The organism is Micromonospora sp. NPDC051296, assembly GCF_040682255.1.
GTDB classification, from domain to species: Bacteria; Actinomycetota; Actinomycetes; order Mycobacteriales; family Micromonosporaceae; genus Micromonospora; species Micromonospora craterilacus.
This window is the reverse complement of record NZ_JBFBAO010000015.1, coordinates 13949-40641: the sequence shown is the minus strand read 5'-3', so window position 1 is coordinate 40641 and position 26693 is coordinate 13949. Positions and strand designations below refer to the sequence as shown.

The window sequence follows — 26693 nt, the reverse complement described above, 5'->3', positions numbered from 1 at the left end:
GGGAGGGCCCTTCGCGGCGCCGGGACCATGTACAACGACCGACCGGCCCGGATCATTCCGCCGAACCGCCGGCCACACCCACACCCACGGAGGGCGGGCGGCCCTGCTCGATCAGCCACCCGATACAACGCCGCCCGCCCACCCGAGATTCCGCCAGCGGGCCGCGGCTGACTCGACATGCCGGACAAATGACCCAGTCCGGGCGCTATCTCCGGATGGCGGGGTCCGTTGTTCGCCCGGTCTGGGTACGTTTCTTGTTGCCCGCGCAGCAAGAAACGTACCCACAACTCCAGCCCGGGTCAGCGGCCTCCTCCGGTCTGGGTCGCCAGCCACGGCCTGGGCGGTCGCTCGCCGCGACCCAGACCGGGGTCGAACGGGATTATCCGGGCGTGGTGCCGATTGGTGTCCGCGACCGGCCGAGCCGGGGCACCCCGCCGGCCGATCCAGGTCGCGCGGCGGGGCGTGCCGTGATGGCGGGATCCGTGGTGGGACGGCCGAGATGGGCGGTACGAGGGCCTAGGGTGGTCCGCGTGGCGACACTTCTGCTCCTGCGGCACGGACGTACCACCGCCAACGCCGATGGCGGCCTGGCCGGCCGGCAACCGGTCGAGCTGGACGAGACCGGCCGGGGCCAGGCCGCCGCAGTGGGTGAGCGGCTGCGCGCCGTGCCGCTGGCGGCCGTCGTGACCAGCCCGCTGATCCGCTGCCGGCAGACCCTCGAACTGGCCCTGCCGCAGGCGTCGCCGGTGGTCGAGGAGGGGCTGATCGAGTGCGGGTACGGCAGCTGGGAGGGGCAGCCGCTGAAGAAGCTGGCCAAGGAGCCGCTCTGGTCGGTGGTGCAACAGCATCCCAGCGCGGTGGTCTTCCCCGAGGGCGAGGCGATGGCGCAGATGGCGGCCCGCGCGGTCGCGGCGGTACGCGCCTGGGACGCCCGGGTCACCGCCGAGCACGGGCCCGAGGCGGTCTGGCTGGCATGCAGCCACGGCGACGTGATCAAGGCGATCGTCGCGGACGCGCTCGGCGTACACCTGGATCTCTTTCAGCGGATCGTGGTGGACCCGGCGTCGGTGACCGCGATCCGCTACACCCCGTTGCGTCCCTTCCTGGTCCGGCTCAACGACATCGGGGGCGACCTGAGTGGGCTGGTCCCGCCGCCGCGCAAGCGGCGTCGGCGGGCCAGCCGGCCGGCCGACTCGGACGCTGCGGTCGGCGGCGGCGCGGGGGCGTCCCGGTGAGGCACCCGGACCCGGCCGGCGGATGGGCCGCCACCCCGGCGGGCGGATGGGCCGCCACCCCGGCGGGCGGATGGGCCGCCACCCCGGCGGGCGGATGGGCCGCCACCCCGGCCGGCGGGCGGGCCGCGATTCGGGTCGGTGGGGTGCGCGGTGCGTGGGGCCGCCGGATAGGGTCGTGGGTATGACCCACCAGGTGCACGCCTTCGAGCCGCCGGAGCGGTTCGTTGCCGGGACCGTCGGGCCGCCGGGGGAGCGCACGTTCTTTCTCCAGGCGCGCGGCGGCGGCCGGCTGGTCAGCGTCGCGCTGGAGAAGGTCCAGGTCTCCCTGCTCGCCGAGAAGCTGGAGGAACTGCTCACCGAGGCGCAGCGCCGGTTCGGTGTGGACCTGCCCGAGGCCCCCGTCTCGCTCGGTGACAACGAGCCGCTGGACACGCCGGTCGACGAGGAGTTTCGGGTCGGCACGCTGGGCCTGGCCTTCGACGCGGACACCGCGACCGTGGTGATCGAGGCGATCGCGGTCGGCGAGGCGGAGACGGAGATCGAGCTGGGCGAGTCGGAGGACGACGAGGCCGACGACGTCGAACCCGACGAGGACCTTGACCGGCTCCGGGTGCGACTGACACCCGAGGCGACCCGCGCGTTCATCGAGCGGGCCCGGCGAGTGGTCAACGCCGGCCGTCCCCCCTGCCCACTGTGCGGCCAGCCGCTCGACCCGGCCGGTCACCTCTGCCCCCGGCACAACGGCTACCACCGGTGACCTCGTCCGGCCTGGCACCCCGGCAGGACGGTGGTGCCGCGCTGCGCCTGTTGCACGACGGCGAACTGACCGTCGAGGGGCGGCTGGTCGACGCGTCGAACACCACCCTGCGCGGCATCCTCACCCTGGACGGGGCGGCCGCGCGGTGTGTGTACAAGCCGGTCCGGGGGGAGCGGCCGTTGTGGGATTTCCCGGACGGCACCCTGGCCGGCCGCGAGGTCGCCGCCTACCTGGTTTCCGCGGCCACCGGCTGGGACCTGGTACCGCCGACGGTGCTGCGCGAGGGACCGTTCGGCCCGGGCTCGTGCCAGCTGTGGATCGACGAGCCGGAGGACGCCGAACCGCTGGTCGGGTTCGTGCCGGCAGACGCGTTGCCGCCCCGGTGGTTTCCGGTCGCGGCGGCGCGCGACGACGACGGCACCCCGTACGCCCTGGCGCACGCCGACGACCCGCGGCTGGCCCGGCTCGCGGTGCTCGACGCGGTGATCAACAACGCCGACCGCAAGGGCGGCCACGTCCTGCTCGGCCCGGACGACCGGGTCCACGGGGTCGACCACGGGGTGAGCTTCCACGTGGAGGAGAAGCTGCGGACGGTGCTCTGGGGCTGGGCCGGCCGGCCGCTGCCCGCCGACGCCGTCGAGACGCTCGACTGCCTCGCCCGTCAGGTCGCCGGCCCGCTCGGCGAGGAACTGGCCGAGCACCTCACCCTCGGCGAGATCACCGAGCTGGCGGCCCGGATCGACCGGCTGCGCGAGGGCGGCCGCTTCCCGCAGCCGTCGCGGGACTGGCCGGCCGTGCCGTGGCCGCCCCTGTGAGCCTGTCGCGTTGATCACCCCCGGCTCGCCCTGCCGGCGACCCGGTGCTGGTTAGGCTGATCGTCATGGACTCTTGGATGGGGCACGAGGTGCCGCGGCTGCCGGGCAGGAGCGGGCCGCTGAGGTTGTTCGACTCGGCGCGGCAGGATGTGCACCCGTCCGACCCGTCCGGCCCGGCGACCATGTACGTCTGCGGCATCACCCCCTACGACGCCACCCACCTGGGCCACGCCGCCACCATGATCACGTTTGACCTGGTGCAGCGGATGTGGCGCGACGCGGGCCACGAGGTGCGGTACGTGCAGAACGTCACCGACATCGACGATCCGCTGCTGGAACGGGCCGACCGCGACGGCGAGGACTGGAAGGTCCTGGCGATGCGGGAGACGGCGCTGTTCCGGGAGGACATGGAGGCGCTGCGGATCATCCCGCCGGCGCACTACGTCGGTGCGGTCGAGTCGATCCCGGACATCGCCGAGAAGGTGCTGGTGCTGCTCAAGGACGGTGCCGCGTACCGTCTGGAGGACGGCACCGGGGACGTCTACTTCGACATCTCGACCGCGCCGCGGTTCGGCTACGAGTCCAACCTCTCCCGGGACGAGATGCTGGAGATCTTCCCCGAGCGGGGTGGCGACCCGGACCGGGCCGGCAAACGCGACCCGCTGGACCCGCTGCTGTGGCGGGGCGCCCGCGATGGCGAGCCGTCCTGGCCCGGCGGCGAACTCGGCCCGGGCCGGCCGGGCTGGCACATCGAGTGCGCGGTGATCGCGCTGGGCCTGCTCGGGTCCACCATCGACGTGCAGGGCGGCGGCAACGACCTGCTCTTCCCGCACCACGAGTGTTCCGCCGCGCACGCCGAGCGGCTGACCGGTGCGGCGCCCTTCGCCGAGCACTACGTGCACGCCGGGATGATCGGCCTGGACGGCGAGAAGATGTCCAAGTCCCGGGGCAACCTGGTCTTCGTCTCCCGGCTGCGCGCCGACCGGGTGGACCCGATGGCGGTCCGGCTGGCGCTCCTCTCGGGCCACTACCGCGCCGACCGGTCCTGGACCGAGGACCTGCTGACCGCCGCCGAGGAGCGCCTGCGCCGCTGGCGCCGGGCCGCCGTCGCGCCCGCCGGGCCGTCCGGGCCGGCGTTCCTGGCCGGCGTACGCGACCGCCTCAACGACGACCTCGACTCGCCGGGCGCCCTGCGGCTGGCGGACGAGTGGGCCGAGCAGACCCTCGCCGGCACCGGCGACGACCCGACCGCACCGGCCCTGTTCGCCGACGCCCTCGACGCCCTCCTCGGCATCCGCCTCTGACGCCCCAGCGCCGGGGCGATCCGGCCTGCCCACCTCCGGCACTGCCGGCCCGGGGTCTGCCGGCTTCCGGGTCTGCCCGGCGTCGGGCCGCCTCACCGGCCCCGGAGCGGTGGCGCGGCGGGGTCAGTCGCGCGGCGGGGAATGGCGATCGGCCCCGGGGGCGGGGCGAGGTGCGGTCAGCCGAGGACCAGGCCGGGGTCGGGGTGGGGGGCCTCGGCGGGAGCGGGGATCTTGTACTCCTCGGTGAGGGTGGTGACCGGGCCGGGCCAGGTGGCCTGAGCGACCTCGATCGGCTTGCGGTGCGGGTCGTACGCCACGTGCAGCAGGTGCAGCACGGGGGTGTCCGGACGGATCTGGAGGGTCTCCGCCTCCTCCCGGCTGGGCTGGCGTGCGGTGATCGTGTCGGTGGCCGTCGCGTACCGCCGACCGATGGCCTCCTCGGCCTCCTGGTAGAGCGGACGGCCGAACGCCTCGGCGCGCTCCAGCGAGGTTCCGGCGGTGTCGGCGGGCAGGAACCAGGAAGCCCCCACCTCCACCGGTGAGTCCTCGGTACGCACCAGGTGCCGGCGGCAGAGCAACTCGGTGCCGTCCGGTACGCCGAACGCGTCGGCCACCTCGGGCGGCGCGGGGGAGCGGCCGACGGCGACGAGCTGCTGACGGTACCGGGCGGCCAGGTCGGTGTGGTAGCCGCGGAAGCCGCCGTAGCGGCCCCGGGAGAGCCGGTTGAGCCGCCGGCGGGTGCCTCGCACGTACGTACCGGAGCCGGGTTTGGTGATCAGTACGCCCTCGACCCGCAGCTGGTCGACGGCGCGCTGCACGGTCTGCTTCGCCACCCCGAACATCTCGGCGATGGCCGGGATCGACGGCAGCCGCTCGCCAGGACCCCAGTCGCCGCGGCGGATCTGCGCCTTGAGCTGCGTGGCGATCTGCCGGTGCGGAAACTCTGCCGCGCCCGGATTGATCTGCATACCACCCTCCCATCAGCTAGGTTCCTAGGATGCCGTAGGCGGGGTGATCCGCGCCACCCCGACACGCGCCGAACCCCGCTCGCATCGGCGCGGGGAGGCGCACCCGCGTCGACCCGGGCAGCGCTGCCATGCGCGCGACCGGCCGTCGCCGGCCACCGGCCGCCCCAGCATGCAGCGGCCCGGGAGACGGCCGAGGCCCGGGGCGGCTACGCGCCCGGGGCCTCGGAAGGAGCGGGGGTGGGGTTACCAGGAACCGGCGGTGGGGCCGGCGGAGCCGCCGCGGCGGCGCAGGTACTTCTCGAACTCCTGGGCGATCTCGTCCCCGGTCAACGGGGTGATGCCCGCGTCGCCGACGCGCTCCTCCAACTCCCGAACGTACTCGCCGAGTTCGGCGTCCTGCTCGGCGGCGCTGCGTACCCGCTGCTCCCACTCGGCCGCCTCCTCGGCCAGGTCGGCCATCGGCACCGGCAGGTCGAGCACCTCCTCGACCCGGTGCAGCAGGGCGAGGGTCGCCTTCGGGCAGGGCGGGTTGTTGGCGTAGTGCGGTACGTGCACCCAGAACGAGACGGCGTCGACCTCGGCGCGGGTGCAGGCGTCGTGCAGTACGCCGACGATGCCGGTCGGCCCGTCGTAGCGGGTGGGGGTGAGCTGGTAGCGCTTGGCCGCGTCGGCGTCCGAGGCGCTGCCGCTGATCGGCAGCGGCCGGGTGTACGGCACGTCGGCCAGCAGTGCGCCGAGCAGCACCACCCGCTCGACCTCCAGGCTGTGGCAGATCTCCAGCACCTGTTCGCAGAAGGTGCGCCAGCGCATGCTCGGCTCGATGCCGCGGATCAGCACCACGTCCCGGTCGGTGCCGGCCGGGCTGGCCACGGTGAACCGGGTGGTCGGCCACTCGACCCGTCGGGTGGCGCCGTCGGACATGGCGATGGTGGGCCGGCTGACCTGGAAGTCGTAGAAGTCCTCCGGGTCCAGCTCGGTGATCGGCCGGGCCTGCCACACCTGTTCCAGGTGCTCGACGGCGGCGGTCGAGGCGTCGGCGGCGTCGTTCCAGCCCTCGAAGGCGGCGATGGCGACCGGGGACCGCAGCACCGGCAGCCCGTCGAACTCGGTCACGCCGTCACCTCACCCTGCTCGTCACCGGCGACCCCGGGGTCGGCCCCGGTCGTCCGCCCGCCGTGCATGGTGGTGTCGCTGTAGTCCCTCACATCAGCCAGCCTACGTGCCGCGCCCGGACAGGGCCCGTCGGCCGCGCCGGTTCGGGCGGGTGCCGGTGACGGCTTCCCGGCCGACCACCGACGTGCGGCAACACCAGACAACCGGCATAACTGGTGAAAGCGGTCAGCGTGATCCCGGCGACACAATGTGGGAAGGGGCGGCGCGCGGGGATGCGGGACCACCGCACCGCACTAACCTGAGACCGTGCGGACTTCGTTGCTCGATGCGCTGGCAGACCGGATCCTCGTCACCGACGGGGCGATGGGGACGATGCTGCAGGCCGCGGACCTGACCATCGACGACTTCGACGGTCTGGAGGGGTGCAACGAGATTCTCAACGTCACCCGCCCGGACGTCGTACGTGGGGTGCACGAGGCGTACCTCGCCGCCGGCGCCGACTGCGTGGAGACGAACACCTTCGGCGCCAACCTGCCGAACCTCGCCGAGTACGGCATCGCCGACCGGATCTGGGAACTGTCCGAGGTGGGGGCGCGGCTGGCCCGCGAGGCCGCCGACGCGTACGAGACGCCGGAGCGGCCCCGCTGGGTGCTCGGCTCGATCGGCCCCGGCACGAAGCTGCCGACCCTCGGCCACGCCGACTACGCCAGTCTGCGGGACGCGTCCCAGCGCAACGCCGGCGGCCTGATCGCCGGCGGGGTGGACGCGCTGATCATCGAGACCTGCCAGGATCTGCTCCAGGTCAAGGCCGCGGTGGTCGGGTCGCAGCGGGCGATGGCCGAGGCGGGCCGCCAGGTGCCGATCATCGTCCACGTGGCGGTCGAGACCACCGGCACGATGCTGCTGGGCAGCGAGATCGGTGCGGCGCTGACCGCGATCGAGCCGCTGGGCGTCGATCTGATCGGCCTCAACTGTTCGACCGGCCCGGCCGAGATGGGCGAGCACCTGCGCTACCTGTCCCAGCACTCCCGTATCCCGGTGTCGGTGATGCCCAACGCCGGGCTGCCCGTGCTCACCCCGGACGGGGCGTACTTCCCGCTGAGCCCGGTGGAGCTGGCCGACGCCCTGGAACGGTTCGTCCTCGACTACGGTGTCGCGCTGGTCGGCGGCTGTTGCGGCACCACTCCCGAGCACATCCGGGTGCTCGCCGAGCGGCTGCGCGACGTCCGGCCGGTGACCCGTGCGCCCCGTACCGACCCGGGTGTCTCCTCGATCTACCACCACGTGCCGTTCGCCCAGGACGCCAGCGTGCTGATGGTGGGGGAGCGGACCAACGCCAACGGCTCCAAGGCGTTCCGGGAGGCGATGCTCGCCGCCGACTGGCAGTCCTGCGTGGAGATCGCCCGCGGGCAGGCCCGCGACGGCTCGCACCTGCTGGACCTCTGCGTCGACTACGTCGGCCGGGATGGCACCACCGACATGCGCGAGCTGGCCGGTCGGTTCGCCACCGCCTCCACCCTGCCGATCATGCTCGACTCGACCGAGCCCGCGGTCATCGAGGCCGGGCTGGAGATGCTCGGCGGCCGGTGCGTGGTCAACTCGGTGAACTTCGAGGACGGCGACGGCCCCGAGTCCCGGTACGCGCGGGTGATGCCGGTGGTCGCCGAGCACGGCGCCGCCGTGGTCGCGCTGCTCATCGACGAGGAGGGCCAGGCGCGTACGGCGGAATGGAAGGTACGCGTCGCCGAGCGGCTGATCGAAGACCTCACCGGCCAGTGGGGGATGCACCGCTCCGACATCCTCATCGACGCGCTGACCTTCCCGATCGCCACCGGCCAGGAGGAGACCCGCCGCGACGGCATCGAGACCATCGAGGCGATCCGCGAGATCGCCCGCCGCTGGCCGGGGGTGAACTTCACTCTGGGCATCTCGAACGTCTCCTTCGGGCTCAACCCGGCGGCCCGGCAGGTGCTCAACTCGGTCTTCCTGCACGAGTGCGTGCAGGCCGGGCTCACCTCGGCGATCGTGCACGCCAGCAAGATCCTGCCGATGTCGAAGATCCCCGACGAGCAGCGTGAGATCGCCCTCGACCTGGTCTACGACCGCCGCCGCGAGGGCTACGACCCGGTGCAGCGGTTCATCGAGATCTTCGAGGGCGTCGACGCGGCCTCCGCGCGGGCCACCCGCGCCGAGGAACTGGCCGCGCTGCCGCTCAACGAGCGGCTCAAGCGGCGGATCATCGACGGCGAGCGCAACGGCCTGGAGGCCGACCTCGACACGGCGATGGCCGCCGGCACGGCACCGCTGGTCATCATCAACGACATCCTGCTGGACGGGATGAAGGTCGTCGGTGAGCTGTTCGGCTCCGGGCAGATGCAGCTGCCGTTCGTGCTCCAGTCCGCCGAGGTGATGAAGACCGCGGTGGCGCACCTCGAACCGCACATGGAGAAGGCCGACGACGGCGGCAAGGGCCGCATCGTGCTCGCCACGGTCAAGGGCGACGTGCACGACATCGGCAAGAACCTGGTCGACATCATCCTGTCCAACAACGGCTACGAGGTGGTGAACATCGGCATCAAGCAGCCGATCTCCGCCATCCTGGACGCCGCCGAGCAGCACCGCGCCGACGCCATCGGCATGTCCGGCCTGCTGGTCAAGAGCACGGTCATCATGAAGGAGAACCTCGCCGAGATGGCTTCGCGCGGGGTCGCGGAGCGCTGGCCGGTCCTGCTCGGCGGCGCGGCGCTGACCCGGGCGTACGTCGAGGACGACCTGCGGTCGATGTTCCCCGGGCAGGTGCACTACGCCCGGGACGCCTTCGAGGGGCTGTCCCTGATGGACCGGGTGATGACCGCCAAGCGCGGTGGTGCGCCGGTGATCGACGCCGAGCGGGAGGCGGCCCTGGCGGCCCGGCGGGCTCGCCGCGAACGGCAGCGCGCGGTGGTCGCCGAGTCCCTCCCGGAGCTGGACGACGCCTCGGTGCGCTCCGACGTGGCCACCGACGTGCTGGTGCCGGCCGCGCCGTTCCACGGCACCCGGGTGGTCAAGGGTGTGCCGCTGGCCGACTACGCGGCGCTGCTGGACGAGCGGGCCACCTTCATGGGCCAGTGGGGGCTGCGCGGTGCGCGCGGCGGCAAGGGCCCGTCGTACGAGGAACTGGTGGAGACCGAGGGCCGGCCCCGGCTGCGCTACTGGCTGGACCGGTTGATCGCCGACCAGGTGCTGGAGGCTGCCGTGGTGTACGGCTACTTCCCGGCCTACTCCGAGGGCAACGACCTGGTGGTGCTGGACGAGAACGGCCACGCCGAGCGGGCCCGGTTCTCCTTCCCCCGGCAGCGGCAGGAGCGGCGGCTGTGCCTGGCCGACTTCTTCCGGCCGCGCGGCGAGGAACTCGACGTGGTCGCGTTGCAGCTGGTCACCGTCGGCCAGCCGGTCAGCGAGTACGCGGCCAAGCTGTTCGCCCGCAACGAGTACCGCGACTACCTGGAGGTGCACGGCCTGTCCGTGCAGCTGACCGAGGCGCTCGCCGAATACTGGCACCAGCGGGTCCGGGCTGAGCTGACCCTGCCCGACGGGCGTACCGTCGCCGACGACGACCCGGCCGACCTGGCCGGCCTGCTGCGCACCGACTACCGGGGCTGCCGGTACGCGTTCGGCTACCCGGCCTGCCCCGACCTGGAGGACCGGGCGAAGATCGTGGAGTTGCTCGGCGCCGAGCGGATCGGCGTGCAGCTGTCCGAGGAGTTCCAGCTCATGCCCGAGCAGGCCACCGACGCCATCGTCGTCCACCACCCCGAGGCCAGCTACTTCAACGCCAAATAGTCGGGGCAAGTGCTCTGACCTGTACTGTTGCCCACAATGTCTCGGAGCCGTCCCACCCTGATCACTGGTGGCTTCATGGTGATCGCGGCGACCGTGGTTGGGTGCTGCGTTCCTGTCGTCCTGCAACCGCAACCTCCTTGGGAGGATGTTGTCGCTCAACAGGCGGCCTGGGACAGGGTCATGGGTTGGCTTGTCGTCGTCGCCAGCGGCCTCTTGCTCGGCGCGTTTCCCTTCCTGGCTTACGGTCTCGTTCGATGGCGGATGGAGCGCCGTGTGGCGCGGGCCCAGGCAGCCGCAGGGCGTGCCAGATCCGTGCCAGGTCGACAGGTAGCGGCGGGAGATTGACGGGGACTGGCGGCGGGGAGAGTGACCGCTTGGCCGCAGGTCCATGCCTCGCCGTGTCAATCAAGGTCGTAGGGATCGGTTCCCGCGAACACCCGCACATCTCGAAACCCTCGTAGCGCAGCCCCGCCCCGAGAACCGCCGCAACCGCCGCCCACCCGGAGTCGTTCCGCCAGCGCGGTGCCGCGAAGTCGTGCCCGGCAAAGGTCTAGGCGGCCATCCGCACCGGCAGAAGTACAAGGACAACGGTCGCAACGACGGCGAGCAGAACGCGCAGCGTGCGAAGACCTCGCCACCACGGGATAACCCAGAGCAGCAACCAGATGGCGCCTGAGATCACCACATGCCCGCCGATCACCCCGAGGGTGGTCTCCTCGCACATGTTGTCGGCCACGGCCTTCGCGCACAGAGCCGGCGTGCGAGTGGCGTTGTTACCGAGGCTTGCCAACACCCCAGCGATGCAGGCCAACACTGGAGCCGCCACCAGGGTGAACAGCGGCGTCACCAACCAACCGGCGATGTCCCGGCGCCGGTCCACTAGCCGTCCCACGGGCTGGAGGCTACCGCCGGACATCGACACTTCCCAAACAACAGCGGTCAACTCCTGACGTGGGTGGCTGGCCAGGCGGCGTAGGTCAGGCCGACAACCCATTCCGCTTCACCGTCTGACACCCGGGCTGGGTGACCAACTGGGGGACGACCGTGCCGGCCGATGACCGACACCCACGGACGACGGCTAAGTACCACGCGCTGGTAGCCTGACGCGTCTCGCGCGAGAGGTGGCGTCTGCCCGGTGCTCAGGATGGTGCTGCGTAGGTTAGTCGCGGTGGTGGCCGTCTGCCTGGTGACCGGGTGCGGTTCTTCAACGGCTCATCCAACGGATCGGTCAGTCGGCGAGACGATCCCCTCCACGGCGCAGGCGACGGGCTCGGCCCCAGCTACGACGCCAGCTTCCCCAGCAGTTCCGGCGACCGGCGGATCCGGCTACTCCGCGACGCTGTCCGCACGCTTGCTGTCCACGGACTCAGTGCCGCCCGGATTCACTGTGGAGATCGCGACAGTCATGCCGCGGGATGCTGGGGATCAACCCTTAGGTGTCGACCTATCCTGTTCGGACAGCATGATCCCGCTGCTGTCGGCCGCGCGGCTAACCGGAACTCCGACAGCGATGGCCGCCGCCACCCTCAGCTATGACGCGGATCCCGATTGGCTCTGGGTGGGAAGCGAGGTCCTCAGGACCTACACCAATGACGGCGCACAACAAGCATTGACCGACCTGCGAACCTTCATCGGCCGTTGCCCCACCGTCGTCGTGTCGTCCGGCCTTGGCGTCGGCGACCGGGTGCCCTGACCTGAACTGCGCGTCCGGCCGTTGCGGCGGTTGCAGGGTGGCGGGTGCCTCAGACCAGCTTCGGGCTGGAGCAGGTGGCGAAGCCTAGCCAGCGGTCGTCCTGTACGGCCGGCTCGGTGCAGGTCTGGCGTTCCACTTTTCCGGAGCCGAGCCGGTCAGCCCGGGCGTCGGTGGTGACCTCCACGCGCCCGTCGCCCGCGACCGCATAGCTGGTGGTGATGGGATCGCCTTCCACCGTGGGATTTGTGACGACCAGTCGGGCCGACTGCCGGGCCCCGGCGGCCTGGATGAGGCACTGCATTACATCGACCGGCACCCCCTGGCCCTGGCCGAGGATGAACGTGCCGCAGTCTCGCGTGCCCGGCTCCACCGAGGGTTCGGACGGCGGGGGCGGAGGTCCAGCCGCAGGCGTCGGCTGGGCCGCGCAGCCGGCCAGAAGCAGTGTGACGGCCAGCGCCGCGATTCCTCGTCTTCTCATGGTGGGTCGGACGTTGGCCTGGCCGGCGCGGTTCCGCAGACCGTTCGGCCAGCTCAAACGCCAAGAGTAACCGGGCAGTGAGGCGAGATCCGGACTCAGATCCAGCGGCTGCCCAACCACATCCGGGCGGCCCATTCGGTGTACGGCAGGGCCTTGCCGACGTAGAGCGGATAGAAGTACGCGAAGCAAGCGGCGACCAGCAGCACGTACGCCCCGGCGACGACGGCGCCGATCAGGCGTCGGTCGTGATCGGACAGTGTGCTGCCGGTGGTGGTTGACGGGAACGGACGAGCCGAGGCCATGATCGCGCCGAGGACGTAGACGACGGCGAGGACCAGGAACGGCTCCGCGGGAAGGGCGTAGAAGTAGAACATCGTCCGCTGGTCGGCGGCGGCGAAGTAGAACCAGGGCAGCAGACCGGCGAGTACGCCGGCCCAGATGGGGACGGCCCGCCAGTCCCGCCTCGCGATCCCGAACCAGGTCAACGCGGCCAGCGCCGGGATGAAGGACCACCACAGTACGGGCGTCCCCAGCAGCAGCACCTCTCGGACGGCGGTTGATCCGCCGCAGGTTCCGTCGCACCACCAGTCGAAGGCGACCGGCCGGCCGAGCAGCAGCCACTGCCACGGCCAGGACTGGTACGGATGCCCTTTTGCCAGCGTGGTGTGGAACCGCAACGCCTCCACGTGGTAGTGCCAGAGGTTTTGCAGCGCGCCCACCACCGGCAGTTCGTCGTGGCCGGTGTCGCGCAGCCAGTGCCGCAGGTATCCGCCGTCGGTGAGCAGCCACCCCGACCAGCTCGCCAGGTAGACCACGAGGAGGAGCGCGCCGCCGAGGGCCAGCCAGCCGATGTCACCGACCAGACCGGCCCGCCATGGTCGCGGTACGCCTGCGGAGCGGCGTGCCTGGATCTCCCAGTAGAGCATCAGCACCGTGAGGACGAGCACGTACCAGACGCCGCTCCATTTGACCGCGCACGCACAGCCGAGCAGCACGAAGGTGGCCAGACGCCACCAGGGCACCGCGAACGGCGGGCGGCCGGCCGGTCCCGGCGCGGTGGGGTCGAGGCCGGCTTCGAGCGCCCGTAGCCAGCGTCGCCGGCGGTCGTCGCGGTCGAGCAGCAGGGTGCCGAACGCGGCGAGGATGAAGAACATCAGGAAGATGTCGAGCAGCGCTACCCGGGACATCACCAGGTGCATGCCGTCCAGCGCCATCAGCAGCCCCGCCGCGCAGCCCAACACGGTGGACCGGAACATCCGCCGCGCCACGCGTACCAGGATCAGCACCGACAGGGTGCCGACGACCGCGGCGGAGACGCGCCAGCCGATCTCGTGGTAGCCGAAGACCAGCTCGCCGAGCCCGATCATCCACTTGCCCAGCGGCGGGTGGACGACGTACGCGGCGGTGTTGTTCTTCTCGTCCCACTCGAAGCCGCGCTGCAATAGATGGTGCGCCTCGGTGGCGTAGTAACGCTCGTCGAAGATCTTGCCGGGTGGACTGCCCAGATTGACCAGCCGCAACACGCCGGCGATGGCGACGACCAGCATGGTGGCCAACCAGGAGTAGACGCTGCCGCTCGCCTCGAACGGTGACAGGCGTCGCCGGACGATTTCCGGGGCTTCGTGGCGGAGGGTGCCGGAGGAATCGGCGACGGCTGCCGTACCGGCGGCTTGTTCTTCCCTGTGGGTCGCCATCACCGGCAGATCGTAGGTGAGTGACTCCGCTTCTCGCAGGCCCACCGGGCCGTGCCGATGCCGGCGAGCGGGCAGCGCCGATGGGGGACTCCTGGGCGGGATCGCCGCTCATGATCATGTCTGCTGGCAGGATGAGGCCATGCTCGCGTTGCGCCGGACCATGACCACCTGGACTGTCTCCGTGCCGATCGCGGCGCTCGTGGTGTTGGCGCTGACCTGGAACCGGAAACTCAGCGGCGTCATGGTGATCGTGGTCGGCCTGTTCCTGGCCGGGGCGGTGCTCGCCGCCGTCCACCACGCCGAGGTCGTGGCCCACAAGGTCGGCGAGCCGTACGGATCACTCGTCCTCGCGGTCGCGGTCACCGTCATCGAGGTCGCCCTGATCGTCACCCTGATGATCAGCGGCGGGCCGAAAACCCAGTCACTGGCCCGGGACACCGTCTTCGCCGCCGTGATGATCACCTGCAACGGCATCCTCGGCCTGTCCCTGCTGATCGGCGCGCTACGCCGACGCCTGGCCGTGTTCAACCCCGAAGGCACCGGCGGCGCCCTGGCCACCGTGGCCACCCTCGCCACCCTGAGCCTGGTCGTGCCGACCTTCACCATCGGCCGGGCCGGCCCGGAGTTCAGCCCCGCCCAGCTCACCTTCGCCGCGGTCGTCTCACTGGCCCTGTACCTCCTGTTCGTCATGGTCCAGACCGGACGCCACCGCGACTACTTCCTCCCCGTCAACCGCAAGGGCGAGATCCTCCCGGAAGAGGTGCACGCGGACCCACCCACCACCCGACGCGCGCTGATCAGCCTCGGTCTGCTCCTCGTGGCCCTCGTCGCCGTCGTCGGCGACGCCAAGTCGGTCTCCCCGGCCATCGAATCCGGCGTGGCCGCGGTGAACCTGCCCCCGGCGTTCGTCGGCGTCATCATCGCCCTGCTCGTCCTCCTGCCCGAAACCCTCGCCGCGGCTCGCGCCGCCCGTCGCGACCGGGTGCAGATCAGCCTCAACCTCTCCCTCGGCTCCGCCATGGCCAGCATCGGCCTCACCATCCCGGCCATCGCGATCGCCTCCATCTGGCTGGAGGGGCCGCTGCTGCTCGGCCTCGGCGGCACCCAGGTCACCCTGCTCGCGCTGACCGTCATCACCGGCGTGCTGACCGTGGTGCCGGGCCGGGCCACCCTGTTGCAGGGCGGCGTACACCTCGTCCTGCTCGCCGCCTTCGTCTTCCTCGCCGCCAGTCCCTGACCAAGAGTGCGGTGCCCCCCGGTTGGTGATCTGAGGCGCGCCGACTGAACCGGATGGGCAGGGCAGGCGTAACAGACGGCGACGGGCGTGCCGGTCGTACCGTCGGGGTACTGGAACCGGCATCACCGAGGTGGGAGGGATGCGGTGGCGGAAGGTGGGCGAGGGCAGCGCCGGGGAAGGCTCGCCGGCCTGGCGGTGGCGTTGGTGGCGGCGGCCGCGTGCATGGTGGAACCGGTGGGCGAGCCGGAGCAGCCGACCGGGCCACGGGAGCCGGCGTCGCCGAGCGCCGAGGTGACCCGGGCCGACGGCACCGACACGGTCGAGGAGTTCGAGCAGGACCTGGCCGCCGCCCAGCACGTCGCCGAGCAGTACTGGGCCGAGCAGTTCCAGGCCTCGGGGCAGTCGTTCCGGCCGATCCGGAGGATCATCCCGTACCAGCGCGACGGTGAGGTCTCCTGCGGCGGGCAGGAGGTGCCCCGCAACAACGCGGTCTACTGCACGGTCAGTGACTTCATCGCGTACGACATCAACTGGTCCTTCGGCGCGTTCCGGCAGATCGGCGACGCGTTCGTGTTCTACCTGCTCGGCCACGAGTACGCGCACGGCATCCAGACCCGGCTGGGAATCCGCTACGACTTCACCATCCAGCAGGAGTTGCAGGCCGACTGCATGGCCGGGGCGTACCTCGGTGACTCTGTGCGCGCCGGCCGGCTCACCCTCGAAGACGGTGACCTCGACGAGTTCAACGAGGGACTGCTGGCCGTCGGCGACGACCCGGGCCAGCCGTGGTTCGCCGAGGGGTCGCACGGCACCCCGGAGCAGCGGGCCGAGGCGTTCTTCCGCGGGTACGAACGGTCGCTGTCCGTCTGCGATCTGGGTTGAGAAAGGTCACTGTCTCGGGCGCGCCGCGGCGGCGGGCTGACAGGATCCACCGGGTACCCGCACCAGAGGAGGATCCGGTGACCAGCCGCCACCCCGCCGCCGTGCTCTTCGACATGGACGGCACCCTGGTCGACAGCGAGCGGCTGTGGGACGTCGCGTTGCAGGAACTCGCGCAGACGTACGGCGGCACCCTCTCCGTCGCGGCCCGTCGCGCCATCGTCGGCACCGGCATGGCCGACTCGATGCGCATCCTGCACGACGACCTGGGCCAGCCGCACCGGGACCCGGCGGCCAGCGCGGCGTGGATCAACGCCCGGATCCTGGAGTTGTTCCGCACCGGCCTGCAGTGGCGGCCGGGGGCGCTGGCGTTGCTGGCGGCGGTCCGCGCGGCGCGGATCCCGACCGCCCTGGTCACTTCGAGTGGCCGGGCCCTCGTCGAGATCGCCCTGGACACCCTCGGCCGGGACAGCTTCGACGTGGTGGTCTGCGGCGACGAGGTCGACTCGACCAAGCCGCACCCGGAGCCCTACCTGACGGCCGCGCGGCTGCTCGGCGTGCCGATCGCCCGTTGCGTGGCGATCGAGGACTCGGCGACCGGGGTGGCCAGCGCGGTCGCCGCCGGGGCGGCGGTGCTGGCCGTGCCGGCGGAGGTGCCGCTGACGCCCCGCGACGGCGTGCACCAGCTGGAGAGCCTGCTCGCGGCGGACCTGGAACTGCTCGCCGCGCTGCTCACCCGCTCCGCGCGTTAAGAAGGGCCCCCTGTACAACGCCAGGCGTTAACAGGGGGCCCTTCCTTGCATCTCAGTCGTGGGCGATGGCGCCCAGGACGTTGATCCGGGCGGCCCGGATCGAGGGCAGGACCGCGGCGACCACACCGATGATCGCGGCCAGGCCGAGGAAGACGCCCATCTGGCCCCAGGGCAGGACCAGCTTGGTGATCCCCTCGTCGCGGAGCGCCTCCACCACCGCGGCGCCGAGGCCGGCGCCGACGGCCACGCCGAGCAGCGCGCCGAACACCGAGATCACCACCGCCTCTACGGTGATCATGCCCATGGTCTGCGACCGGCGCAGGCCGATGGCGCGCAGCAGGCCCAGCTCGCGGGTCCGCTCCAGCACCGACAGGGCCAAGGTGTTGACGATGCCGAGTACGGCGATCACGATGGCCAGCGCCAGCAGGATCTGGATCATCTGGAGCAGCCCGTCGAGTTGGCTGGCCTGCTGGTCGATGAACCCGTCGAGGTCGATCACCGAGACCTCCGGGCTGTTCGCGAGCAGCGCCTCGACGCGCGGCTGCACGTCCGCCACCCGGGTGCCGGGTTCGAGCTGGATGAAGCCCTGGATCGGTTGCTGGATGCTGAAGTCGCGGGCCGCCTCGGTCGGCAGCACCGCCTGCGTGCCGAACAGTGGCGTGCTCTGGAAGACGCCGCTGATCGTGTACGTCCGCTCCGCACCGCGTGCCAACTGCACCGCCAGCGTCGAGCCGACCGACAGGCCGCGCGACTCCGCCGCGTCCGAGCTGACCAGCATCTGGTCCGGCGCCAGCCGGTCGATGTCACCGGCGGTGGCCGTCACCCCGTAGACCTGCCGCAGCGCCGACGGTTCCGTCAGGGCTCCCACCCAGGTCTGCTCGCCGCCGATCTCGGCCATGTCGCCGTAGAGGCCGTCGGCGATTCGCACCCCGGGAATCGCCTTCGCCTCGGCCAGCACCGCCGGGTCGAAGCTGGGCGGGCGGGGGCCGCTCTGCGCCCCGGCGATCACCAGCTCGGCCTTGATGGTGTCCTGGGCGAGGCCGCTGATGCTGCTCTTGGCCGAGTCGAGGATCACCGTGATGCCGGTGACCAGGGCGATGCCGACCATCAGCGCGGCGGCGGTGATGGCCGTCCGGCGCGGGTTGCGCCCGGAGTTGAGCCGGCCCAGCTTGCCCGGAGTCCAGCCGGAGAAGACCGCGCCGAGCGCGGCCACCACCGGCCGGCTGATCAGCGGCGTGAGCAGGGCCACGCCGATGAAGGCGAACAGCACGCCGCCGAGGATGGTGGCCAGGGTGTTGCCGCCCGCGTGGCCGCCCAGCCCGAGGAAGAGCAGGGTGGCGCCGAGGGCGGTCACCACCGCCCCGGCCACGGTCACCTTGGTCAGCGGCCGGTCCGGGGTGGCGACATCCTGCATCGCCGCGATCGGGGGGATCCGCGCGGCGCGCAGCGCCGGCAGCAGCGCCGCCAGCACGGTGATCACCAGGCCGACCGCGAACGCGCCGATCACCGCCGCCGCGGGCATGCCCAGCGTGGCCAGGGTCAGCCCACCGGCGACGTTGCTGAATGCGTACGCCAGCAGCGCGCCGACACCGAAGCCGGCGGCCAGGCCGAGCACCGAGGCGACCAGACCGATGGCGATGGCCTCCAGCACCACCGAGCCGATGATCTGCTTGCCGCTGGCACCGACGGCCCGCAGCAACGCCAGTTCCCGGGTGCGCTGCGCCACGATGATCGAGAAGGTGTTCAGGATCAGGAACGTGCCGACCAGCAGCGCCACCGCGGCGAAGCCGAGCAGGATCCGGTTGAAGAAGGTCAGTCCTTCCTTCAGTCCGGCGGCGGCGTCGGCGGAGAGCTGTTCACCGGTCTTGACCACGTAGTCGTCGCCCAATGCGGCGGCCACCGAGTCGCGCAGCGAGTCGTCGGAGACCCCCGACGCCGACTTGATCACGATGTTGTTGAAGACGTCCGGCTCACCGAGCATCAGCCGCTGGGCGGCCGGGGTGGTGAACATGACCTCGTTGACGCCGCCGAGGGAGTCCCGGTCACCGCTGTAACCGAAGACACCGACGATGGTGAACTCTTCCTTCGGCGCCAGGGTCAGCACGCCCACCCGGTCGCCGACGGCGACCTTGCCCGCGTTGGCCAACGCCTTGTTGATCACGATCTCGTCGTCGGCGCGTGGCTCCCGGCCCTCGCGCAGCTGCACCAGGTCGCTCTCGCCGACCCAGTTGCCGCCCAACTGCGGCGGCCCGAACGAGGTGATCACTTTGCCGTTGCTGCCGATCATTCGGGCCCCGTCGGCGACCACCGTGCCGGTGGCCTCGGCCACCCCGGGTACCGACCGCACGGTCTCGATGGTGGCCGCCGGGAAGGGCGTCTGGATCTGCTCGCCCTCGAACTCGTTGACCGCGAGCTTCGGCTTGGCGGCCACGTTGACGTCGACCTCGGCGTACGCGTCGGCGAAGATCTGGTCGAAGGAACGGCCCAGGGTGTCGGTGAGCACGAAGGCGCCGGAGACGAACATGACGCCGAGCACCACCGCCAGGCCGGACAGCACCAGCCGGACCTTGCGGGCCAGCAGGCTCTTCAGAGTCGCCCGGAACATCAGCCGGCCACCTCGGCGGGAGTGTCCAGCTTCTTCATCGTGTCCAGCACCGTGTCGGCGGTCGGCTCGATCAGCTCCGAGACGATCTGCCCGTCGGCGAGGAAGACCACCCGGTCGGCGTATGCCGCCGCCGTCGGGTCGTGGGTGACCATGACGATGGTCTGGCCGTGCTCGCGTACCGAGTTGCGCAGGAAGTTGAGCACCTCCGCGCCGGAGCGCGAGTCCAGGTTGCCGGTCGGCTCGTCGGCGAAGATCACCTCGGGGCGGGCCACCAGCGCCCGGGCGCACGCCACCCGCTGCTGCTGGCCGCCGGACAGCTGCGCCGGCCGGTGGTCCAGCCGGTCCCGCAGCCCGACCGTGTCGATCACGACGTCGTACCAGGCCGGGTCCGCCTTGCGTCCGGCGATCGACAGCGGCAGCAGGATGTTCTCCTTGGCCGTCAGGGTGGGCAGCAGGTTGAACTGCTGGAAGATGAAGCCGACCTTGTCCCGCCGCAGCTTCGTCAGCCCGGCGTCGCCGAGACCGGTGACCGTGGTGTCACCGACGTGCACCGTCCCCCGGGTCACCGTGTCCAGCCCGGCCAGGCAGTGCATCAGCGTCGACTTGCCGGACCCGGACGGGCCCATGATCGCCGTGAACCGGCCGCGCTCGAACTCGGCACTGACCCCCCGCAGCGCGATGACCTGCGCCTCACCGCTGCCGTATACCTTCCACACGTCGCTCGCCCGGGCTGCGGCCGGGGCCGGCTGGCCTGTCGTAGCGGTCACGTCTAACCCTCTCCGTCGCTGTCAAATCGCGCCGCCCCCGCTGGTCCGGCACGAGTTCCATCATCTGTGCTGCCCGGCGCGGATCCGTCCGACTCCGGGCGGAGCCGAGGCGGATTTCCGGGTGCGGGTACCCCCCACGCGGAGTCAGGGTTGTCCCCGACTCCGCACCGGCCGGCCACGTCGCCGGGCTGGTGCACGATCATCGTGAGCGTTGCCGCCACGTGAGGGTCAACCACTTTACGCCGCTGATCGTCACGGTAGGTGACGAATGCAACGGGCGCGTTACGCGCCGGGTCGGACCAGACCCGACTCGTACGCCAGCACCACCGCCTGCACCCGGTCGCGCAGCCCGAGCTTGGTCAGCACGTGCCCGACGTGGGTCTTGATGGTGGTCTCGCTGACCGACAGCGCTCGGGCGATCTCCGCGTTGGACAGCCCCCGGGCGACCTGCACGAGCACCTCCCGTTCGCGGTCGGTGAGTGCGCTGAGAGCCTTCGGCGGCGACGCCGCCGGGTCGGGCAGCGCGTCGGCGAAGCGGTCCAGCAGCCGCCGCAGGATCCGCGGCGCCACCACCGCGTCACCGCCCGCCACCGTGTGGATCGCGGTGACCAGGTCCTCGGCCGGTACGTCCTTGGCCAGGAATCCGCTCGCCCCGGCCCGCAGCGCACCCACCACGTACTCGTCGAGGTCGAAGGTGGTCAGGATGAGCACCCGCACCGGCAGCCGGGCGTCGACGATGGCCCGGGTGGCGGTCACCCCGTCCATCCGCGGCATCCGGATGTCCATCAGCACCACGTCGGGCAGCAGCCGCCGGGACAGCTCCACCGCCTCCACCCCGTCGCCGGCCTCGGCCACGATGTCCAGGTCCGGCTCCGCGCCGAGCACCATCCGGAAGCCGGTACGCAGCAGCGGCTGGTCGTCGGCGAGCAGGATGCGCACCGGCCGGTTCGGCGCCGTCGGGTCCGCCATGTCGTCCTCCACCTTCGCTGTCACGCTGCTCCGCACGGGTGCGCCGTCGCCCTGGCGCACACCAGGTTCGCTGCCGTCGTCACCGCCTGCTCCCGCCGTCGACCAGTGGCTCGACCGGGATCCGCGCGTACACCCGGTAGCCGCCGCCGGGACGCGGCCCGGTGCGCAGGACACCACCGTAGAGGCCGACCCGCTCCCGCATCCCGACCAGGCCGTGTCCGATCCGGTGAGTGTCCGGCGCCGGCCCCCGGCCGGTGTCGGTGACCTCGACCTCGACGGCGTCGCCGGCGAAGCTCACCCGTACCTGCGCGGTGGCCGTGCCGGCGTGCTTGAGCGCGTTGGTCAACGCCTCCTGCACGATCCGGTACACGGTCAGCGCCTCCCCCTCCTCCAACGCCCCCGGGGTGCCCGCCACGGTCAGCGTCACCGGCAGCCCGGCCTCCCGGACCTGCTCGGTCAGCGCCTCGATGCCGGCGATCCCCGGCTGCGGTGCCAGCTCCGCCGCCGGCTCGGCCTCGGTACGCAGCACGTCCAGCAGCCGGCGCAGCTCCCGCAGGGTCGCCCGGCTGGTCTCCTCGATGGTGCCGATCGCCTCGTCGGCGGCGTCCGGGTCGCGGCGCAGCACCCGGCGTACTCCGGTGGCGAGCACCCCCATCACGCTGACGTGGTGGGCCACCACGTCGTGCAGCTCCCGGGCGATACGCCGCCGCTCGTCGGCGACCGCCTGCTCGGCCAGGGCCCGCTGGGTGGCCTCGGCGACCCGGGCCCGCTCCCGCAGCGCTGCCGTGCTGGACCGCCGGGCGTGCACCGTCCGGCCCACCGAGAACGACACGATCCCCACCAGGAGGTTGTTCGCCACCAGGTAGGCGGCGCTGATCTGCGGGACGACCTCGGGTGGCATCATGGCGGCCACCACCGCCACCGGCAGCCACAGCACCACCGCCGCCACCACCGCCGGACGCACCGCGCGGTACGCGGCCATCGTGTAGGCGAGCACCACGAAGGTGAGGCTCTGCGTGGTCGGCGCCACCTCGAGCGTGAGGGGCAGGGCCAGGGTCGCCAGCGCGATCAGCACCGCCGGCCACGGCGCCACCCGGCGCAGCGTCACCGGCGCCGCGCACAGCACGCCCCAGGCCAGCGCCGCCGGCAGCGGCCGGGGCCAGAACTCCCGGGGGGTCAGCAGGGTCAACAGGACCTCCGCCAGGACCAGCCCGGCGGCCAGCAGCGTGTCACCGGCCAGCGGACGCCGGCGCAGCCACTCCCTCAGATCCGTACCCACGCCACGACGCTAACCGCCCTCGCCGGCGAAAGATCGTCTTGCGCGGTGACGTGGCCATCCTCCCTGGGGAGGAGAGCTACTCGTCGGCGCCCGGCGGCGCCGGACGGGTGCGGGCGTCGCGCAGCGGATCCGGCGTCGGCAGCTGCTCGGGGAAGGGCGGCGGGGTGCCGCCCTTGCTGGGGCACAGTGCCTGGTGGTTGCACCAGTCGCACAGCCGGCTCGGCCGGGGGCGGAAGTCCCGCGCGGCGGTGGCGTGCTCGATCGCCCGCCACAACGCCACCACTGTGCGCTCGAACCGGGTCAACTCCTCCTCGTCGGGGGTGTAGTCGCACACCTCGGCGTCGCGCAGGTAGAGCAGGCGCAGCACCCGGGGGACCACGCCCCGGGTGCGCCACAGCACCAACGCGTAGAACTTCAGCTGGAACAGGGCCCGGGCCTCGAACGCCTCGCGCGGCGCGCCGCCGGTCTTGTAATCCACCACCCGCAGCGCGCCGTCCGGGGCGACGTCGAGCCGGTCGAGGTAGCCCCGGATCAGCAACTCGTCGTCGACCACCGCGGAGATCAGACTCTCCCGCTCGGCGGGCTCCAGCCGGCGCGGATCCTCCACCGCGAAGTAGCCCTCCAGCAGGGCCGCCGCCGAGCGCAGGAACTCCGCTGCGGTGAGCGGGCCGTCCCCCTCGAACAGCCCGGTCAGCTCCGGCTGCTCGGTGACCAGGCGGTCCCACTGCGGGGCGACGAGGTCACCGGCGGCGTCCGGGGTGCGGCCGCCCGGCGGCAGGTCGAACAGCCGCTCCAGCACCGCGTGCACCAGCGTGCCGCGGGCCTGCTCGACGGTGGGCCGCTCGGGCAGCCGGTCGATGCTGCGGAACCGGTAGAGCAGCGGGCAGGTCTTGAAATCCGCCGCCCGCGACGGTGACAGCGAGGCCCGCACCGTCGCAGGCAGCTGCGTCGGAGTCGGAACCTGCTGGGTGATCACCGGATCCGCCGTCATGCCCCGGAACACTAGGGCACCGGTGTGACAGGCGGGCCGCCGCCGCACCGGTAGGTGATCACCCGCCGCGTAGCATCAGGCCGATGGAGCAGTCGATGGAGCAGAGGAGGCGACCGCGGGCGGGCCGGCGTTCCGGCTTGCGGGTGGGTCGGGTCTTCGGGGTGCCGCTGTACCTGAACGCCTCGATCCTGCTGCTCGCCCTGCTGATCACCGTTTTGTACGGCGAACTGGCCGGCCAGCGGCTGCAGCTCTCACCGCTCGGCGGCTACCTGGTCGGCGCCGGGTTCGTCGTCTCGCTGCTCGGCTCGGTGCTGGCCCACGAACTCGGCCACGCCCTCACCGCCCGCCACTTCGGCATCGGTGTGCGAGGGATCACCCTGGAACTGCTCGGCGGGTACACCGAGATGGACCGCGACGCCCCGTCGCCCCGGGTGGACCTGCTGGTGTCGCTGGCCGGGCCGGCGGTCTCCGCGGTGCTCGGCGTGGCCGCGGTGGCCGCGACGCTGGCCCTGCCCGACGGCACCGTCGCCGACCAGCTCGCCTTCCAGTTGGCGGCGAGCAACGTCATCGTCGCGGTGTTCAACATCCTGCCCGGGTTGCCGCTGGACGGCGGTCGGGCGCTGCGGGCGGCGGTTTGGGCGGTCTCCCGGGACCGGCACCTGGCCACCGAGGTGGCCGGCTGGGCCGGCCGGGTCGTCGCGGTCGGCACCGCGCTGCTGGTGGCGCTGCTCTACGCGGCCGACGTGCTGAGTCTGGTGGCGCTGCCGCTGACCGCGCTCGTCGCGCTCACCCTCTGGCACGGCGCCGGGCAGGCGATCAGGCTGTCCCGCATCAGCCGGCGGCTCCCGCTGGTCGACCTGGCCCGACTGGCCCGGCCGGTGTTCGCCGTGCCCACCGGCACCCCGCTGGCCGAGGCGCAGCGCCGGGCCGCGGCGGCGCCGCGTGGGGGCCCGGAGACGGAGCCGGAACACCGGGCCGCAGCGCCGGAGCGGTTCGCCGCGCTGCTGGTGACCGACTCCGCGGGCCGGCCGGTGGCCGTGGTCGACCCGGCCGCCGCGGCGGCCGTGCCGGAGGCCCGTCGGCCCTGGCTGGCCGTCGACGCGGTGGCCCGCTCGCTCGCCGACCTGCCGACCATGCCGGTGGCCACCGACGGGGAGCGGGTGCTGGAGACCGTGCAGGCCCACCCGGGCGCGCAGTACGTGGTGACGGCAGGCGAAGATGTCGTCGGCATTCTGCACATCGCGGATCTAGCTCAACTGCTCGAACCTCACCGGAAGATGAATACGTGACCGTCACCCACTCCACCCCGGCCGCCCCGGGCGCCGACGCGCCCGCCGAGAAGCCGGAGCTGCCCGCCGTGAACCGTGGGCCGTTCCGGCCCGGCGACCGGGTGCAGCTGACCGACCCCAAGGGGCGGATGCACACGGTCACCCTGGAACCGGGCAAGGCGTTCCACACCCACCGGGGCATCCTCCAGCACGACGCGCTGATCGGCCTGCCCGACGGCAGTGTGGTCACCACCGCCGGCGGCGGCACCACCTTCCTGGCGCTGCGTCCGCTGCTGTCGGACTACGTGCTGTCCATGCCCCGCGGCGCCCAGGTGATCTACCCCAAGGACGCGGCGCAGATCGTCGCCATGGGCGACATCTTCCCCGGCGCGAAGGTCCTGGAGGCCGGCGCCGGCTCCGGGGCGTTGAGCTGCTCGCTGCTGCGCGCGGTCGGCACTGGCGGGGAGCTGCACTCGTACGAGCTGCGTGACGACTTCGCCCAGATCGCCCGGCGCAACGTCGAGGCGTTCTTCAACGGGCCGCACCCGGCCTGGCACCTGCACGTCGGGGACGTCGCCGAGTGCGCGGAGACCGGTTTCGACCGGATCATCCTGGACATGCTGACGCCGTGGGAGAACCTCGACATGGTCGAGCGCGCGCTGCTGCCCGGCGGCGTGTTCATCGGGTACGTGGCCACCACCCCACAGCTGTCCGAGCTGGTCGAGGCGCTGCGTGAGCGCGGCGGCTGGACCGAGCCGCGGGCCTGGGAGTCGCTGGTGCGGGACTGGCACGCCGAAGGGCTTGCGGTCCGGCCCGACCATCGGATGATCGCCCACACCGCTTTCCTGGTCTCCGCGCGTAAGCTCGCCCCCGGAGTCACCGCACCGCCGCGACGTCGCAAGCCCAGCAAGGGCACCGAGGCGTACGCGCAACGCCGGCAGGCGCTGCGTGAGGCGGAGGCGGCCCGGCAGGCGGCGGCGCAGGCCGACGGGGCGCAGCCGGACGCGACGCAGGAGGCGGGCAGGTCGTGACGGCGGAGGTGGCGGCATGAGTGAGCGCAGCGAGCGAATCGTCGGCTCGGTGAGGTGACGGCATGAGCCGTCCCGGTTTCGGCGGCGGTGACCTGCCGGCGGTCTTCCCCGACTGGTCGCCCTACACCGACCTGGAGTCGGCGGCGCGGGCCTACCTGCGGGACCCGGACGTCGCTCTGGAGGCTCTCGGCGGGGTGCTGCGCGGGGCGTCGGTGCTCGGCTTCACCCTGGAACGCTTCGTCAACGAGGTCAACGGGGTGTGGCAGGAGGTCGTCGTCTGTGACGGCAGCCGCCTGGTGCTCTGGCACGGCGAGGACGTGCCGCCGGGGGAGGGGCCAGCGGGCTCGATGACCTCGTCGCTGCGGGTGGTGCCGGTCTCCTCGGTCACCGAGGTCGGCTGCCGCCGCCGGTTGTTCCGTCACGAGAACGGCGAGATCCGGGTCGACAGCATCGACGTCTACCTGCTGCTGACCTCGCTGGACGAGACCCCGCCCAGCGAGGAGGCCGCCGGTGGGCCGCGCCACGACGCGTTGCGTTTCGGCAAGACCCTCGACGACGGTGGGGCCGGGCAGATCGCCCGGCTGGAGGAGTTCGCCCGGCTGGTCGCCTCGGTGGTCGGCCGACCGCTGCTGTAGCCGAGCCGCCGCGGTCGCCGGCTGTCAGTCGGCTGAGCCGCCGCGGTCGCCGGCTGTCAGTCGGCCTCGGCGTCCGGCCCGGCCACCTCGACGCCGTCGCTGCCGCGCACGACGTGGATGCACTCGCCCGGGCACTCCTTCGCCGAGTCGATCACCTCGAGGCGCAGGTGCTCCGGCACGTCCACCCGGGTGCCCGGGGTCAGCCGAAGCTCGCCGTCGGGACCCTTGACGTACGCCAGGCCGTCGACGTCGAACTCGAAGACCTCCGGCGCGTACTGGACGCACAGCCCGTCGCCCGTGCACAGGTCCTGGTCCACCCAGACCTGCAGTTGGTCGGTCGCGACCTCGGCCACCGGCGCACCCCCCATGTTCTCCCGTCCCACCCCCCGACGGTACCCGAA

General features: G+C 72.1%; 23 protein-coding genes. 12 read left to right on the top strand and 11 right to left on the bottom strand.

Annotated features, from left to right (window positions below; genetic code table 11):
* Positions 1-521 precede the first annotated feature (521 nt).
* The 4 genes from AB0M52_RS03320 (at position 522) to mshC (ending at position 4111) form a co-directional block, all read left to right on the top strand.
* Positions 522-1235: an MSMEG_4193 family putative phosphomutase gene (locus AB0M52_RS03320; RefSeq protein ID WP_363948232.1), complete on the top strand. Its 714-nt coding sequence runs from the start codon at positions 522-524 to the stop codon at positions 1233-1235.
* 181 nt (positions 1236-1416) lie between these two features.
* Positions 1417-1992, top strand: coding sequence for a DUF3090 domain-containing protein (locus AB0M52_RS03315; protein ID WP_363948230.1), 576 nt, complete (start codon positions 1417-1419; stop codon positions 1990-1992).
* Positions 1989-2807 carry an SCO1664 family protein gene (locus AB0M52_RS03310; protein WP_363948227.1) on the top strand — a complete coding sequence of 273 codons (819 nt, stop codon included), beginning with the start codon at positions 1989-1991 and terminating at the stop codon, positions 2805-2807. The genes AB0M52_RS03315 and AB0M52_RS03310 overlap by 4 nt, the downstream gene beginning before the upstream one ends.
* 65 nt (positions 2808-2872) lie before the next feature.
* The gene (gene mshC / locus AB0M52_RS03305; protein ID WP_363948224.1) at positions 2873-4111 is read left to right on the top strand and encodes a cysteine--1-D-myo-inosityl 2-amino-2-deoxy-alpha-D-glucopyranoside ligase; all 1239 of its coding nucleotides are present in this window, start codon (positions 2873-2875) and stop codon (positions 4109-4111) included.
* 176 nt (positions 4112-4287) lie between these two features.
* Here the strand turns inward: mshC and AB0M52_RS03300 are convergent, their stop codons facing one another.
* Together AB0M52_RS03300 and AB0M52_RS03295 are read right to left on the bottom strand one after the other, a co-directional pair.
* Entirely contained in the window at positions 4288-5079 is a 792-nt protein-coding gene (locus AB0M52_RS03300; RefSeq protein ID WP_363948222.1) for a GntR family transcriptional regulator, read from the bottom strand.
* A 243-nt stretch (positions 5080-5322) separates the two neighbouring features.
* Positions 5323-6192 carry a PAC2 family protein gene (locus AB0M52_RS03295; RefSeq protein WP_363948219.1) on the bottom strand — a complete coding sequence of 290 codons (870 nt, stop codon included), beginning with the start codon at positions 6190-6192 and terminating at the stop codon, positions 5323-5325.
* 306 nt (positions 6193-6498) lie between these two features.
* On the opposite strand from AB0M52_RS03295, the gene metH reads away from it, so the two are divergent.
* Positions 6499-10014, top strand: a complete 3516-nt coding sequence (metH, locus tag AB0M52_RS03290; protein ID WP_363948216.1) for a methionine synthase — start codon at positions 6499-6501, stop codon at positions 10012-10014.
* A gap of 550 nt (positions 10015-10564) precedes the next feature.
* Here metH and AB0M52_RS03285 read toward each other — a convergent pair.
* Positions 10565-10861 (bottom strand): hypothetical protein, encoded by a 297-nt coding sequence (locus tag AB0M52_RS03285; protein ID WP_363948213.1) that lies wholly within the window; start codon positions 10859-10861, stop codon positions 10565-10567.
* A gap of 615 nt (positions 10862-11476) precedes the next feature.
* On the opposite strand from AB0M52_RS03285, the gene AB0M52_RS03280 reads away from it, so the two are divergent.
* Positions 11477-11707 carry a hypothetical protein gene (locus tag AB0M52_RS03280; protein ID WP_363948211.1) on the top strand — a complete coding sequence of 77 codons (231 nt, stop codon included), beginning with the start codon at positions 11477-11479 and terminating at the stop codon, positions 11705-11707.
* A 49-nt stretch (positions 11708-11756) separates the two neighbouring features.
* On the opposite strand, the gene AB0M52_RS03275 is transcribed toward AB0M52_RS03280, so the two are convergent.
* Together AB0M52_RS03275 and AB0M52_RS03270 are read right to left on the bottom strand one after the other, a co-directional pair.
* A complete protein-coding gene (locus AB0M52_RS03275; protein WP_363948208.1) occupies positions 11757-12185 on the bottom strand; it encodes a DUF4362 domain-containing protein in 429 nt (142 codons plus the stop codon).
* Between the two features lie 95 nt (positions 12186-12280).
* On the bottom strand, positions 12281-13879 hold the full coding sequence (locus tag AB0M52_RS03270; RefSeq protein WP_363948248.1) for a phospholipid carrier-dependent glycosyltransferase: 1599 nt from the start codon (positions 13877-13879) through the stop codon (positions 12281-12283).
* Positions 13880-14018: 139 nt separating this feature from the next.
* Here AB0M52_RS03270 and AB0M52_RS03265 point away from each other — a divergent pair, with 139 nt between their 5' ends.
* The 3 genes from AB0M52_RS03265 (at position 14019) to AB0M52_RS03255 (ending at position 16747) form a co-directional block, all read left to right on the top strand.
* Complete coding sequence (locus AB0M52_RS03265) at positions 14019-15116, top strand: ionic transporter y4hA (protein WP_363948205.1); 1098 nt, start codon at positions 14019-14021, stop codon at positions 15114-15116.
* 144 nt (positions 15117-15260) lie between these two features.
* Positions 15261-15998: a neutral zinc metallopeptidase gene (locus AB0M52_RS03260; RefSeq protein WP_363948202.1), complete on the top strand. Its 738-nt coding sequence runs from the start codon at positions 15261-15263 to the stop codon at positions 15996-15998.
* A gap of 101 nt (positions 15999-16099) precedes the next feature.
* On the top strand, positions 16100-16747 hold the full coding sequence (locus tag AB0M52_RS03255) for an HAD family phosphatase (protein WP_363948245.1): 648 nt from the start codon (positions 16100-16102) through the stop codon (positions 16745-16747).
* Positions 16748-16799: 52 nt separating this feature from the next.
* Here AB0M52_RS03255 and AB0M52_RS03250 read toward each other — a convergent pair whose 3' ends face one another.
* The 5 genes from AB0M52_RS03250 to AB0M52_RS03230 all read right to left on the bottom strand — a co-directional run bounded on the left by AB0M52_RS03250 (position 16800) and on the right by AB0M52_RS03230 (position 23358).
* Complete coding sequence (locus AB0M52_RS03250) at positions 16800-19352, bottom strand: ABC transporter permease (protein WP_363948199.1); 2553 nt, start codon at positions 19350-19352, stop codon at positions 16800-16802.
* Complete coding sequence (locus AB0M52_RS03245) at positions 19352-20119, bottom strand: ABC transporter ATP-binding protein (RefSeq protein ID WP_363948196.1); 768 nt, start codon at positions 20117-20119, stop codon at positions 19352-19354. The genes AB0M52_RS03250 and AB0M52_RS03245 overlap by 1 nt, the downstream gene beginning before the upstream one ends.
* Before the next feature lie 282 nt (positions 20120-20401).
* Positions 20402-21088: a response regulator transcription factor gene (locus tag AB0M52_RS03240; RefSeq protein ID WP_363948242.1), complete on the bottom strand. Its 687-nt coding sequence runs from the start codon at positions 21086-21088 to the stop codon at positions 20402-20404.
* Positions 21089-21167: 79 nt separating this feature from the next.
* A complete protein-coding gene (locus AB0M52_RS03235) occupies positions 21168-22367 on the bottom strand; it encodes a sensor histidine kinase (protein ID WP_363948193.1) in 1200 nt (399 codons plus the stop codon).
* A gap of 76 nt (positions 22368-22443) precedes the next feature.
* Complete coding sequence (locus AB0M52_RS03230) at positions 22444-23358, bottom strand: PD-(D/E)XK nuclease family protein (protein WP_363948190.1); 915 nt, start codon at positions 23356-23358, stop codon at positions 22444-22446.
* Positions 23359-23453: 95 nt separating this feature from the next.
* Here AB0M52_RS03230 and AB0M52_RS03225 point away from each other — a divergent pair, with 95 nt between their 5' ends.
* From AB0M52_RS03225 to AB0M52_RS03215, 3 genes are all read left to right on the top strand, one after another.
* Positions 23454-24647 (top strand): M50 family metallopeptidase, encoded by a 1194-nt coding sequence (locus tag AB0M52_RS03225; RefSeq protein ID WP_363948240.1) that lies wholly within the window; start codon positions 23454-23456, stop codon positions 24645-24647.
* A gap of 59 nt (positions 24648-24706) precedes the next feature.
* A complete protein-coding gene (locus AB0M52_RS03220) occupies positions 24707-25657 on the top strand; it encodes a tRNA (adenine-N1)-methyltransferase (protein ID WP_363948237.1) in 951 nt (316 codons plus the stop codon).
* Between the two features lie 62 nt (positions 25658-25719).
* The gene (locus tag AB0M52_RS03215) at positions 25720-26292 is read left to right on the top strand and encodes a hypothetical protein (RefSeq protein WP_363948187.1); all 573 of its coding nucleotides are present in this window, start codon (positions 25720-25722) and stop codon (positions 26290-26292) included.
* A gap of 56 nt (positions 26293-26348) precedes the next feature.
* Here AB0M52_RS03215 and AB0M52_RS03210 read toward each other — a convergent pair whose 3' ends face one another.
* Entirely contained in the window at positions 26349-26645 is a 297-nt protein-coding gene (locus tag AB0M52_RS03210; protein ID WP_363948234.1) for a ferredoxin, read from the bottom strand.
* Positions 26646-26693 lie beyond the last annotated feature (48 nt).